Raw genomic sequence first — 12,780 nt, 5'->3', positions numbered from 1 at the left:
ACCGGAACAGGATCAACGCCGGTGGGGCCTCAGAGCCTCCTCCACCCTGGCATCAGGGGTCATCCCCAGACTTATCGCTTTGTCATAATGATCAATGGCTTTTGGATATTCCCGGGCCCGGTAGTACAGCGAGGCCAGATGAAAGTTCACTTTTATGTCTTCGGGATCAAGCGCCGCCGCCTGCAGAAAATATTGTTCGGCCTGGGGAAGCGATCCCCGTTTAAAATGGACCACCCCCAGGTTATCGTAAATCTCCGCCTTGCCGGGGTTCAATTTTGCCGACTCCAGAAACTCCCGTTCGGCTTCGTCCAGCCGGTTCTGCTGCAGGTAAAGCAGGCCCAGATTATTGCGGGCCCCGGCATTGGAAGGCTCCCTGGCCAGCAGTTCCCGGAAGACCGCCTCGGCCTCGCCGGCCCGGCCCTGGCCCAGATACAGCAGCCCCAGATCGTTATAGGCTGTGGTGTGCTGCGGATTCATCTTCCAGGAAATGATGAATTCCTCCTCCGCCCTGGCGTAGGACCCCTCCTGGGCATAGCACCGGCCCAGCATGTTATGGGCATGATAGGAATGGGGGGAATTCTTTACGGTGTTGCCCCAGTAGCTGAACCGATTGGCATAGTTTCTTGTGTGAAGAACATTCAGCAGGACAAAAGCCAGCAGCCAGATCGTAACGACGGCGGCCGCAGCCGTTCGCTCCGGGCGGCTTGACAGCTTCAGGCCCGACTGGAGCAGCATCACTGCAAAACCGCACAGGGGAAGGTACATCCGGTGCTCGGCAAAATTGGCATAGGAGGTGTTGCCCAAAAAGGTCGGCACCAGGAACAAGATGAACCACGACAGACCGAACCAGAACAGCTTCCGGTCCCTGATGCCTCCCAGGATAAATACGGCGGCCAGCCCGGCCAGAGAGAACAAGCCGTAGCCTACCGGCAGATCGGCCGGGATCGGGTCCCCGGATAGTTTAAAGGGGAAGAACACTTTGCCGATATAGCTTACAAACCCCGTCAGGTTCTGGGATAAGGTATTGACCCTGGCGGCGGCCACGCCGGCCCCGGGCTTAATTGCGTTCATCCTTAATAAATAATAGACCGCAGCCATCATTATCCATCCCGCTATCGGCAAAATGATATTCACGCCGCCGTCATTTTTGTCATTCTTCCTTGAAAGCAGCCAATAGACAAAAGCCATGACCGGCAGGAAAACCGCGGTCTCTTTGCTAAGCAGTGCCAGGAGGAAGAGCACTAAATGGGCGTCCAAAACCCAATTACTTCCTTTTTGGAGGTATTCAATGAAAGCCAGGAACGAACCCAAAACCAATACTGTCAAAAGCGGGTCGTTCCGGCCGGGGATCCAGCCCACCCCCTGGGCCAGCAGCGGGTGCACGGCAAAGAACAGGGAGGCCACCAAGCCCCGCCCGGGAGGTATTCCCAGCCGCGACAGGAACCGGAACAGTAAAAGCACCGCCAGCAGGTGCAGCAGCAGGTTGCCCAGATGAAAGGCGAAGGGTTTCATCCCGCCCCAGATGGCGTCGGCCATGAAGGAAAGCGTCAGCACCGGGCGATAATACATCTCCTGATGTCCCCAGACCACGTCTGTTTCAAAGGCTTTCAGGACATTGGCCAGGTTGGTAAGCATCCCGGCCTTTTCCTTGATGAGCTGGTAGTCGTCGTGGCCGGAAAAATCAAAGCGCAGGGTCTGGGCATAAAGACCCGCTACCACCAGAGCCAACAGGACATACGGCCGCCAGGAAGCTGTCATAGAGCGAAAAATATTTCCGGCCGCTGCCGCATTCTTACCGGACATGTTATCTGCTTCCTTTTAATTGTTGGAGTTGGGAAAAATGCTGTCGGGCCGCCGAGTCAGCGGGGTTCAGGGAAAGTGCTTTCTTCAAATGATATTCGGCAGAATCCAGTTTGCCTGCCTGCATTAAAAGCACGCCCAGATTGTCGTACGGCTGGGGGGCCGAAGGATCAAGCCTGATGGCCTCCTGAAGCTGATGTCGCGAAGAATCCAGCATCCCCAGGTTGAAATATACCAGCGCCAGGTTGTTGCGGACATTGGCGTAGTTAGGGTCAAGCTGCAGCACTTTCTGGAATTGCTCCCCCGCCTTTTGAAATCTGCCATAATCCAGGTACAGCAGGGCCAGGTCGTTGGGTATCGACGGCCCTTTGGGATCCAGTTGCGCGGCCCGCAGGAATTCCCACTCGGCCAAAGCCGGCTGCTGTGCCCTTACCCATGCCCTTCCCAGCATTTGGTGGGCCAGGCCTGAGTTGGGCGAGGTTCGGGCGGCGTTGCCCCAGAATGTCTGGTCACTTTTAAAGTCGGCAATGTGCCTTGTCGCAAGCACCCCGAAGACAATAAGGACGGGCAATCCGGCCATCAGCGCTGGTTTCAGGGTGATTTTTCGGACGAGGTTCGTTTCCAGCAGCATTACCACCACGCCGGTCAGCGGCAGGTAGAGCCTGTGTTCCAGGTAGTTGATCTGCCCGGCCAGTTTGACGAAGGTGGGCAGCAGGAACAGCAGGTACCAGCCTAACCCAAAGAAGAACATTTTACGATTGTGGATCCCTTTGACCAGCGCCAAGGCAAGCATCAGCGCTATTGCCATCAGACCCCAGAATATCTTGACGTCCCCGGCCAGCGGCAGGACTGATAGATTGAAGGGGAAAAAGACTTTGCCGGTGTAGGAGACCAAACCTATCAGAATTTCCTTAAAGTTGGCGAACTGTCTTTCGTGGGCGTTGACCGCCGGAGAGATAGCCAGCCACCGCATCCCGTACCAACCGGCCAGTATGATGACCCAACCAGTGATCAATGGGGTCAGTTTTTTTAAAGACAGATTTTCTTTGAAACCGGCCCAGATAAAAACGAGCCCCATGACCGGAAAGACCACGGCTGCTTCCTTGGTCAGGCAGGCCAGCCCGAAGAAAATAAAGTGTCCAAAAAGATCGTAGACCTTGTGTTTCTCAAGATAGCGGATCAGAAATATGAACCCGGCCAGGATCATCAGGGTCAGCAGGGTATCGTTGCGTCCGGGGATCCAGGCCGCAGCCTGGACCAGCGCCGGGTGGGCTATGTAGAACAACGAGTCGGCGAAAGACCGCAACCGGCCAAACCCAAGCTTCTGGAAAAAAGCAAATATAAGCAGGCCGCAAGCCAGGTGCAGCAGGATGTTGGTAAAGTGATAGGCAAAGGGCTTCGTGCCGCCCCAGGCGGCGTCCAGCATCAGCGATACGTTCAACAGCGGACGGTAGTAGGTTCCGGGGTTGCGCCAGTAGACGTCTTTGAGAAAGGCCTGGGGCAGGTTGGCATGATTTGAGATGTGAGGGTAGTTTTGGACGATCAGATGTTCGTCGTCCAGGGAAACATAGCCCAGGCCCAAGGCCCGGAAATAGAGGAGGAACCCCAGGCCCATGATCCATAGATAGGGCCGGAAGCTTTTTAGAAATATTTTTTGATAATCAAATTGCAACAAATGTGTTTTAAGATCTTATTGTTTTCAACAATTCTTCTGACTTTTGATCTAAAAGTGACTGCGACTCCGCCTCCACGTTCAGCCTCAGCAGAGGCTCGGTGTTGGAGGGCCGGATGTTGGCCCACCAGTCGGGATAGGAAATGGTCAAACCGTCCAAATGGTCCAGCTGGGCGCCTTTGGCGGAATAGATCTTCTCCAGCTCGGCCAGTTTCCCCGGGATGTCCTGCACGGTGGTGTTGGTCTCGGGAATGCGCACATAGCGGTCTATCTCGTCCACCAGCTGGGACAGCGGCTTGTTCTCCTCGGAGATCAACTGCCAGCAGACCAGGAAGGCTATCAGCCCGGAATCGGCGAACCAGTTGTCCCTAAAGTAGAAATGCCCGGAGTGCTCGCCGCCGAAAATGGCGTTGTGTTCCCGCATCAGCGGCTTGATCAGGGCGTGGCCCACCTTGCTGCGCACGGCCTTGCCCCCGTATTTCTCCACAGTCTCCTTGACGCAGCGGGAACAGATGGCGTTGTACAATATGGCCGAGCCGGGGTTCTTCTTCAACAGCATTTTGGAAACCAGGGCCGCCACGTCCGAGCCGGCCAGGCCCCGGCCCTTCTCGTCCACTAAGAACATCCGGTCGGCGTCGCCGTCAAAAGCCGCCCCAAAGTCGCAGTGTTCCTTGACCACCGTCTCCTGCAGGGCCGCGATGTTCTCCGGCTCTATGGGACTGGCCGGGTGGTTGGGGAAGGTCCCGTCCAGGTCAAAGAACATCGGCACCAGGGTGCCCGGCAGCTGGCGGAAAATGGGCGGGATGGTGCGCCCGGCCATGCCGTTGCCGGCGTCCACCGCTATCTTGTATCCCCAGATCTTCTTGTGGTCCACAAACGACAGACAGTGGCTGATGTAATCCAGGTCTATGTCCCGGGATATTATCGTTCCCTTGGAGGCCCCCGTTTTCAGCTTGCCCTGGTTTATCAGGTCCCGCATCTGGTTCAGGCCCTCGTCCCCGGAAAGCGGGATGGCGTTGGCCTGGCAGATCTTCAGGCCGTTGTACTGGGCCGGATTGTGGCTGGCGGTGATCATCACCCCGGCATCAAAGCCGAACTTGCCCACCGCAAAATACAGGCCGTCGGTGGAGACCAGCCCCACGTCTATCACCTGAGCCCCTTGCATGGTGATGCCCTCAGCCAGGGCGGTGAACAGCGGCTGGGACGAGGTCCGCATGTCCCGGCCCACGGCCACGGTCTTGCAGTTCAGGTGGTCCACCAAAGCCCGCCCGATCTCCTTGGCCTGGGCCTCGTCCAGCTCATTGGGATAGACCCCGCGGATGTCGTAGGCCTTGAATATTTTTGGATTGACCGGCATATTGCTCCTTGCTATATGATGGTTAAAGATTTATTTTAAATTTAGTAATTCAGGTACCTGTTTGAACTCATCCCCCGTCCCCTTCTCTTTAAAAGAGAAGGGGATATAGGGGTTGAGTTTACAGCTTATAGAACTTAAAACGGTTTGTTGAACCGTTTTACCATAACTTATAAGTTTAACCCCGCCATATTTCAAAGTCAACAAAAAAATGATGCAAAAAGGCCTCTTCCCAAAGGGAAGGGCCTTTTTCATTGATTTCTACATTTCCCGGGAGAACCTTTATTTCAGCTTGTCCTTGGCCAGGGCGGCTTCGGGGCTTTTGGGGTATTTTTTAACCAGCAGCTGCCAGTATTGCCGGGCCTTGGCCTTGTCGCCCATCTCCTGGAGGCACAGGCCCATCTTGTAAAGCGCGGCCGGTTCCTTGTCCTTGCCCGGATAGTTTCCCACCACTTTTTCGAACTCGGTCAAAGCCGGCTCATACTTCTTCTGGGCGTAATACCCTTCGCCGATCCAGTACTGGGCGTTGTCGGCCAGGTCGTGCTTGGGGAACCGCTTGATGAACTCGTTGAACCCGGCCAAAGCCAGGTCGTAGTTGCCCTTGGTGATGTCCAGATACGAAGCATCGTAAAGTTTCTTGGGGTTGGTCTCGGCGGGAACTTCAGCTTTCGGCTCCGGGGCCGGCCCCTTGGGGTCCGGCTGACTGGGGCCGATGGGCAGGGGGCGGTACTTGTTGTCCTCCTGCTGCTGCTCGGCTATGCTCCACTTCTCCCCGGCGGTGGAGGAAAGGCTTTTAAGCTCGGCCCGCAGTTCGTAGATCATCCCCATCTGCACCTGGATCAGGCTGTCCATCACCGCGGTCCGGCGGTCGATCTTCTTCTCCCGCACTTCGATGGAATCCAGCTGATCGGTGACCCGGATGTATTCCTTCTTCATCCCGCAGCCCATGAAGACAGCCAGGGATAGTGAGACCAAGAGCAATGTTTTTTTCATGATGTATTTTTGAAATTATTGTTGTAAGATAAAATTGTCAAAGGTTTGTTGGCCTTCGTGGTTCCCGGTATTTTAAGTGATCCTGTCGATCATGTAAATCCTGTCCTTCCCGGGAAATACTATTTGGCTGCCGGAACGATCTCCACCCTGCGGTTCTTGGCCCAGCTGGCTTCATCGTTGCCTGCTACGGCGGGTTTTTCCTTGCCGAAGCTGACGGTGGACAGCCGGGAGCGGCTGACGCCCAGGTTCTCCAGGTACTCCCGGACGGCGTTGGCCCGCTTTTCGCCCAGGGCCAGGTTATATTCGGCCGTGCCCCGCTCGTCGCAGTGGCCTTCCAGCCGCAGGGCGACATCGGGATAACTGCGCAGCAGGCCGCCGGCCTGGTTAAGCAAAGCCTTGCCCTCTTCGTTCAGGGAATAGGAATCAAAGGCGAAGAATATCGTCTTGAATTCTATCTTAGGAACCACCGGCTGGGCCTCGGCCGGCGGGGTGGCCACAGGCGGTGTTTGAATAGCCACCTCCGGTTGTTTGATGGGTTCTTCCTGTTTCACGGTCTGCTTTTTGGTACAGCCAAAACCAAGCGCCAGGATCAGGCACATCGCAATTACGGTAAAATATTTGTTCATTGATTTCCTCAGATTTAATTTTGAACTGATTATTGGTGCCCAAAAAAGGTCAGCCTTGATTATATACTAAATCACTTATTTATTCAACCGGAAACGCCTTACTGGGCCGGGCCCCAGGCAGGCATGTACGAGCCGCCGTTGTTGGTGATGGCCTGCTGGGCGCTGCCGTCCCAGTGCATCCGCCAGACCTGGTGACTGCCGGTGCGGCTGGAGGAGAAGCACAGGTGCAGGCCGTCCGGCGACCAGCTGGGGTCCTCGTTGTCGCCCTCGTAGGTCAGCTGGGCGAAGTTGTCCCCGGTGATGTCTATGGTGCAGACCTGGAATTTCCCGTCGATCCGGGAGACGAAAGCGATCTTGTCGCCCCGGGGAGACCAGCTGGGAGAGGTGTTGTAGCCGCCCTGGTAGGTCAGCCGCCGGATGTTAGCCCCTTCCGTGTCCATGATATAAAGTTGGGGCGAGCCGGGCCGGTCGGAATTGAAGACCAGTTCCCGCCCGTTGGGCGACCAGGCCGGCGAGCAGTCTATGGCCCAGGTATTGGTGAGGCGGCGCAGTTCCTTGGTTTCCGGCGACAGCAGGTAGATCTCGGCGTTGCCGTCCTTGGACAATGTAAGAGCCAGGGACTTTCCGTCCGGGGACCAGGCCGGAGAGGTGTTAAGCCCCTCGGTCTGGGAGATGATGGCCGTTTTGCCGCTGGCCAGGTTCAGGGAAACAATGTCGGTACGGTTGCGGTAGAAGGAGACGAAGGCCAGCGCCCCGCCGCCCGGCTGCCAGTCGGGTGAGATGTTGATGGAGTTGAAGTTGGTGAGGGCCCTGAACCCGCCGCCGTCGTAATCGGCCAGCATCAGTTCCTTGTTCTTTCCGCTTTTCAGGCTGAAGGCTATCTTGGTGGAGGAGACGCCGTTCTCGCCGCTCAGGTTCTTGATGATCTGGTCGCTGGCGGCGTGGGCCGTGGCCCTTGAGCCGTCCGGCTCGATGGCCTTGCTGAATACCTGGCGCTGGATGCCAAGGTCGAAGACCGAGAGTTTAAGAATGACCTTCTTCTTCTCCTGTTTCAGCTCCGGGATCAGCACCTGCCTGGCCCCCAGCATCTGCCAGGCCCCGATGTCCAGCTGGCCCTTCTTCAGCCCGTAGCCTTCCAGCAATGACGGCGGGTAGACCATCTTGAAGTACAGGGAAAAGGCCAGGTCGTCGCCGATGATGTCCAGCATCTTCTGGGCGTTAAACGCGGCATCGGGAGAAGCTTTGGTATCCAGGGTCTGCAAAGGCGCGATGCCCAACTCCAGCTGCCGCCGCTCCGAGGTGGAAAGTTTCAGATAGACGTCGGCCTGGCCAAATGCACTCTGGCAGATTATCAATGGTGTCAGGAAAAGGAGAAGAATTTTCGTTTTCATATATAAATGGTGTCTCTTCTTTCGCGTGTTTCGCGGGCGGTCACTTCACGTACTCAAACTCAAAATGCACCCCCAAGGTGGCCAGTTTCATCTCCTCGGGTAGCGGCGGAAACACTTTGGCCTCGTACACCGCCCGCAGAGCCGACTGGTCGAAGATGGCGTCCCCGGAGGAGTTCTCGATCTTCACCTCCTGCAGTTTCCCGTTCTTGTCTATCCTAAAATAGACCTGGGCCCGTACCGTTTCCCTTTTTCCCTGGTAGGGGTTGTTCCAGTTCTGGCTGATCTTGGACAGGATCAGCGCCAAGTAATAGTTGTCTGACGGTACGCCACCCTCTGAGGACAGTATCTTCATGCCCTTGGCCAGCCCGGTGGTATTGGATTTTGGGGATGCTGCTTTGGCCTTTGTGGTGTCTTTGGCTTTCTTGTCAGCCTTGGGCTTTTCCTTTTTGGCCGAAGGTTCTTTCATGGCCTTGTCATCCGGTAGCTGCGGTCCCACCATTTCCCTGGCTCCTGATTCCTCGGAACCCTCGGACACCGCGGCCGGCAATGAGACCAGGCTGACCTGGTAGATCTGGGGATAGATGGGCTTGGCCGACGCTTTAAGGATGTAGGAAGCGCCGAAGATGCCCAGCAAAAATGCCAGGTGGATGAAGAATGATATGACGAAGGCTTTTTTCATGTATACTTTTGACCTCACCCTTCCCTCTCCTAATGCTTTAGGAGAGGGAAGGGGATCGGTCCGGTTCCATTTTACATAATTCTCATTTACCACACACAAAGCAAAGAGTCTGACCAGTGTTGTTTTTCTGATCGTTAAAATCATAAAACAATTCCGGCTTAAAACCTGCTTCTGTTAAAAGTGCAAAATAATCTTCTTCCTGCAAAACCGGAGAAACAAAGGGACATTCCTCAAACCGCGTTGTGCCCTGCGAATCGACTATCCTATAAATGTAGATCCCATTTACCCGCCTTTTGTCATCCGATAATGTAAACTTCACCTTTCGTGATACTTTATGACTATTTGAAGGATCACTGATCGGTTTTGACCAGGGAATTTCTCTTGTGCTATCAGTATAACTTGAAAGATCAAAACGCCTGACAGTCAGTAAAAATGCACCTTTGGGCGATAAATGCTTGAGGACGGTTTTTAAACAAGTTGTTTGATCTTCCCTGGTGCGAAGCTCGCGAAAAGAATTATCAGCGACAACTATTAGCCCGAATTTTTGTTCCATGCCAAAATCCCTTATGTCGCCTTTGACAAGCTTGATCCTATTCCTTATTTCCTTTGGCAGTTTTCCTATGTTGTTGCCAGCCACCTCAATCATTTTGTCGGAGAGATCGATCCCGGTAACATCAAAACCATTTTCAGCCAACTTGGTTAACAGACGGCCAGTGCCGCAGGCCAACTCCAAAATTGGGCCTCCGGCCTTGCGGGCATAGTTCTTATACCAATTGACCTCATTTTCATTCAACGGGCTGAAATGCTCGTAATCCCAGCCGAATAATTGATATCTTTTAATATCTGCGTTCAAAACAAAATATTCTATTGTCTTATTTGTGTTCCCGTGATTCCATTAATGTTTTCCATTAAAGAATAAATCTGCGTAAATCTGCGTAATCTGCGGATAGTGCCCTATTTCCCCAGCTTGGGTTCTGTCACCAAGCCCAGGTTGGTGACCTTCAGCTCCTTCAGCTGCCCGATCACCTCCACCACCAGCCCGTAGGGCACGGTCTTGTCGGCCTTCAGGTAGACCGGCTGGCCGGGGTTGGCCGCCAGCAGGCCGCTAATGACCTTGGGAAAAGCGCTTTGGGACACGGTCTGGTTGGAGACGACGATCTTGCCGCCCGAGGTCAAAGTGATGGTCAGGCCCTCCTCCTCCTGGGGCTTGGTGGACGACGACTTGGGCAAGGCCACGTCCACCCCGGAGCGCATCATGGGGGCGGTGATCATAAAGGTTATCAGCAGCACCATGCAGACGTCGATCAGATTGGTCATGTTGATGGCAGCCATGGGCTGCAGGCCGGTGCGCGGGCGCCGCATCTTACTTTCCTCCGTAGACCGAGTGCATCCTCAGGTCGCCCAAAAATTCCGAGGACAGGTTCTCCATCTCCAGCGTCATCTGGCGGATGTTGGTGTTGAAGGCGTTGTAGGCCATGGAGGCCGGGATGGCCACCACCAGCCCGGCGATGGTGGTCACCAGGGCCTCGGCTATCCCCGGGGCCACCACCTGAATGCTTGACGACCCGAAATTTTTGATGTCCACAAAGGCGATCATGATGCCCCAGACCGTTCCCAGCAGGCCCAGCAGCGGGGAGATGCTGGTGATGGAGGCCAGCGAGATCAGCTTGCCGGAAAGGTCCTCCTCCTGCTGGCCGATGGACCGCTCCATGGCCGCCTGGATGTTGGGCAGCACCTCCAGCGGAAAGGAGACCTGCTCGCCGCCGGAAAGGCGGTGGGCCTCGGCCAGGCCCTCGGCCAGCACGGAGAAGCTGGCGGAATCGGGGTTGGCGGACTTGAAGGGGTCGTTGAAGGTCTTGCGCCGGCGGAAGGATTCCATGAACTTCTTGTTGGCCTGTTTTATTTTCTTGAAATAGCGATGCTTGTATATTATCACCGACCAGGAATAGACCGAGAGGTAGACCAGCGAGAACATGATCAGGTTGGTGAATACGTCGTAGCCCAGGATCAGGCCCCAGACGGAGCCCTTGGCGAAAGTGTGGAACATGAAGCTCTCCGAGTTTATTTAATTTATAATTCTATTTACATGAGTGCGGTGGCTTCGACAGGCTCGGCCACCGACGAACCAGGCTCAGCCACCAACAAACAAGACTCAGACATCATCTCCGGTTGTTGAGCTTGTCGAAACAACCGGCTCTTCATACTTCCCAAACTGCGTATAATTTTTAGCCAACAACGGCAGTTTATTCTTTTTCCCCTCAATCAATGCTTTCTTCTTGGCATGGTTCCAGCCTTGAACCTGTTTTTCCCGATAAAAAGCAGTGTCAATTCTTGGATACTCTTCGTAATAAACCAACCGAACCGGATGTTTCTTCTTTGTATAGTTTGCACCAAGAAGATTGTCGTGCTCATTTAACCTTTTTGCCAGATCCTTTGTGCTCCCGGTATAATAACTGCCAGGGGAATGCTCCAAAGCTTGCCGAAGCCTTGTCGAAGTGCCCGGCTCAGTCTTTCACTCCCAGCATCTCTTTCGCATGCTTGACCGTGGTCTCGGTCACCTTGCTCCCCCCCAGCATCCGGGCCAGCTCGTCCACCCGCTGCTTCTGGTCCAGTTGCTGCACATTGGTGATGGTCCGGCCCCTGTTCTCCTGCTTGCTGACCACGTAATGGGAATCGCCCAGGGCCGCGATCTGCGGCAGATGGGTGATGCACAGCACCTGGCGCTTATTGCCGATCTCCTTCAACTTATGGCCCACCGCCTCGGCCACCCGGCCGCCTATCCCGGCGTCGATCTCGTCGAACACCAGCACCGGCACGGCATCGGCCTCGGCCAGTATGGTCTTGATGGCCAGCATCACCCGGGAGATCTCGCCGCCCGAAGCTATCTTGGCCAAAGGCTTGGGGTCTTCCCCGGGATTGGGTGAGATCAGGAACCGCACCTGGTCAATGCCCCACGACTCCGTTTTCTGCCTTTGCTTTTTGACTTCCACCAGTCCGTCTGCATCCGGCGTCTGAGCGACCTCGGTCTTGAACACGGCCTTCTCCATCCCCAGGTCCTTCAACTGCCCGATCACTTCCTTGGAAAGCTTCTTGGCGGCCTCGGCCCGTTTGGAGGAAAGCGACAGGGCCTGCTTTTCCAGCTCCAGCCTTTCGTTTTCCATTTCCGCCCTTAACTTGGCAATGATCTCCTCGCCGTGCTCCACGCTGTCCAGTTCCAGCTTGACCCGCTGGGCATGCTCCAGCACCGCCTCTATGGTCCCCTGTTTCTGGCCGTATTTCTTCTTCAGCGTCTTGATCAGGTCCAGCCGGTCCCGGATCACCTCCAGCCGCTCGGGATCGAACTGCAGTTTGTCCCGGTATTGGCGCAAGGACCGGACGGTCTCCTCCAGCTGTGCCAGCGAGTTTTGGACCGCGTCCCGGCTTTCGTTCTGGCGCTCGTCTATGGAGGACAGGTCGGAGAAAAGGTTCTCCAGCGTCCCCAGCCGTTCGATTATGGAGCCCTCTCCGTCGTACAAAAGTTCGTAGGCCTGGCTGGCCGAAGCAAAAAGTTTTTCGGTGTTCTCCTGGATGAACTTTTCCTTCTCCAGCTCCTCCTCCTGCCCGGCCTGCAGGCCGGCGTCAGTGATCTCCTTCAGCTGGAACTGGTACAGGTCTATCTTCTCCCGGGTCAGCTGTTCCTTGTGGACCAGCTCGTCCAGCTGTTTTTTGGTCTTGTGGTAATCCGAGAACAGCTGGGACACCTGCCCCTGCAATGATTCCAGATGCCCGAAGGCGTCCAGGTAATCCAGGTGCCGCTCCTCGTAGAGCAGCGACTGGTGCTGGTGCTGGCCGTGCATATCCAGCAGGATGTCGCCCAGGCGCTTCAGGCCGGCCAGGTTCACCGGGCTGTCGTTGACAAAGGCCCGGCTCTTGCCGGCGGCGTTCACCTCCCGGCGCAGGATCAAAGGGTCAACTGAAGGCTCTGTCTCCAGCTCCTTCAGCAATTCGGCCGCCGGGCGGTAAGCCTTGACCTGGAACTCGGCCTCCACCACCGCCGCCTTGGCCCCGGTGCGGACGCTGTCGATGCCGGCCCTCTCGCCCAGGGCCAGACCCAGGGCGCCTATTAAAATGGATTTTCCCGCGCCGGTCTCTCCGGTCAGGATGTTGAGGCCGGGGGCAAAATCCACTTCCAGCGATTCTATCAGGGCGTAGTCTTTTACGGTTAGTTTGGTGAGCATAGGTAAAATTCTTGGTTAGACGCTAACTTTCAAAGGACTTATCTTGAA

Annotated in this window: 12 protein-coding genes; all 12 read right to left on the bottom strand. The window is 55.5% G+C overall.

The features are described 5' to 3' along the window. Positions 1-12: 12 nt before the first annotated feature. Entirely contained in the window at positions 13-1,803 is a 1,791-nt protein-coding gene (locus HZA73_01605; protein ID MBI5804723.1) for a tetratricopeptide repeat protein, read from the bottom strand. A gap of 1 nt (position 1,804) precedes the next feature. Further along, complete coding sequence (locus tag HZA73_01600) at positions 1,805-3,415, bottom strand: tetratricopeptide repeat protein (GenBank protein ID MBI5804722.1); 1,611 nt, start codon at positions 3,413-3,415, stop codon at positions 1,805-1,807. A gap of 67 nt (positions 3,416-3,482) precedes the next feature. After that, positions 3,483-4,829, bottom strand: a complete 1,347-nt coding sequence (locus tag HZA73_01595; protein ID MBI5804721.1) for a phosphomannomutase/phosphoglucomutase — start codon at positions 4,827-4,829, stop codon at positions 3,483-3,485. Between the two features lie 279 nt (positions 4,830-5,108). Continuing rightward, on the bottom strand, positions 5,109-5,819 hold the full coding sequence (gene ybgF, locus HZA73_01590; GenBank protein ID MBI5804720.1) for a tol-pal system protein YbgF: 711 nt from the start codon (positions 5,817-5,819) through the stop codon (positions 5,109-5,111). Between the two features lie 119 nt (positions 5,820-5,938). Further along, positions 5,939-6,445: a peptidoglycan-associated lipoprotein Pal gene (gene pal / locus HZA73_01585; GenBank protein MBI5804719.1), complete on the bottom strand. Its 507-nt coding sequence runs from the start codon at positions 6,443-6,445 to the stop codon at positions 5,939-5,941. Between the two features lie 98 nt (positions 6,446-6,543). Continuing rightward, positions 6,544-7,836 carry a Tol-Pal system beta propeller repeat protein TolB gene (tolB, locus tag HZA73_01580; GenBank protein ID MBI5804718.1) on the bottom strand — a complete coding sequence of 431 codons (1,293 nt, stop codon included), beginning with the start codon at positions 7,834-7,836 and terminating at the stop codon, positions 6,544-6,546. Positions 7,837-7,876: 40 nt separating this feature from the next. Further along, entirely contained in the window at positions 7,877-8,533 is a 657-nt protein-coding gene (locus HZA73_01575) for a TonB C-terminal domain-containing protein (protein ID MBI5804717.1), read from the bottom strand. Positions 8,534-8,597: 64 nt separating this feature from the next. Further along, complete coding sequence (locus HZA73_01570; GenBank protein ID MBI5804716.1) at positions 8,598-9,368, bottom strand: class I SAM-dependent methyltransferase; 771 nt, start codon at positions 9,366-9,368, stop codon at positions 8,598-8,600. A gap of 101 nt (positions 9,369-9,469) precedes the next feature. Next, positions 9,470-9,877, bottom strand: coding sequence for a biopolymer transporter ExbD (locus tag HZA73_01565; protein ID MBI5804715.1), 408 nt, complete (start codon positions 9,875-9,877; stop codon positions 9,470-9,472). Position 9,878: 1 nt separating this feature from the next. Continuing rightward, positions 9,879-10,562: a MotA/TolQ/ExbB proton channel family protein gene (locus tag HZA73_01560; protein ID MBI5804714.1), complete on the bottom strand. Its 684-nt coding sequence runs from the start codon at positions 10,560-10,562 to the stop codon at positions 9,879-9,881. A gap of 105 nt (positions 10,563-10,667) precedes the next feature. Further along, a complete protein-coding gene (locus HZA73_01555; protein ID MBI5804713.1) occupies positions 10,668-10,988 on the bottom strand; it encodes a GIY-YIG nuclease family protein in 321 nt (106 codons plus the stop codon). Between the two features lie 31 nt (positions 10,989-11,019). After that, on the bottom strand, positions 11,020-12,732 hold the full coding sequence (gene recN / locus HZA73_01550) for a DNA repair protein RecN (GenBank protein ID MBI5804712.1): 1,713 nt from the start codon (positions 12,730-12,732) through the stop codon (positions 11,020-11,022). Positions 12,733-12,780 lie beyond the last annotated feature (48 nt).

Source organism: candidate division TA06 bacterium (assembly GCA_016235665.1).
Taxonomy (GTDB): Bacteria; Edwardsbacteria; AC1; order AC1; family EtOH8; genus UBA5202.
Note: the sequence above shows the minus strand (reverse complement) of the source record. Positions and strands in the feature narration are given on the sequence as shown.

Bases quoted from the DNA above. Each gene is read 5' to 3' on its own strand.
- ybgF (MBI5804720.1), bottom strand. From the start codon at position 5,819: ATGAAAAAAACATTGCTCTTGGTCTCACTATCCCTGGCTGTCTTCATG.
- recN (MBI5804712.1), bottom strand. From the start codon at position 12,732: ATGCTCACCAAACTAACCGTAAAAGACTACGCCCTGATAGAATCGCTG.
- HZA73_01565 (MBI5804715.1), bottom strand. From the start codon at position 9,877: ATGCGGCGCCCGCGCACCGGCCTGCAGCCCATGGCTGCCATCAACATG.
- pal (MBI5804719.1), bottom strand. From the start codon at position 6,445: ATGAACAAATATTTTACCGTAATTGCGATGTGCCTGATCCTGGCGCTT.
- tolB (MBI5804718.1), bottom strand. From the start codon at position 7,836: ATGAAAACGAAAATTCTTCTCCTTTTCCTGACACCATTGATAATCTGC.
- HZA73_01560 (MBI5804714.1), bottom strand. From the start codon at position 10,562: ATGTTCCACACTTTCGCCAAGGGCTCCGTCTGGGGCCTGATCCTGGGC.
- HZA73_01605 (MBI5804723.1), bottom strand. From the start codon at position 1,803: ATGTCCGGTAAGAATGCGGCAGCGGCCGGAAATATTTTTCGCTCTATG.
- HZA73_01600 (MBI5804722.1), bottom strand. From the start codon at position 3,415: ATGGGCCTGGGGTTCCTCCTCTATTTCCGGGCCTTGGGCCTGGGCTAT.
- HZA73_01595 (MBI5804721.1), bottom strand. From the start codon at position 4,829: ATGCCGGTCAATCCAAAAATATTCAAGGCCTACGACATCCGCGGGGTC.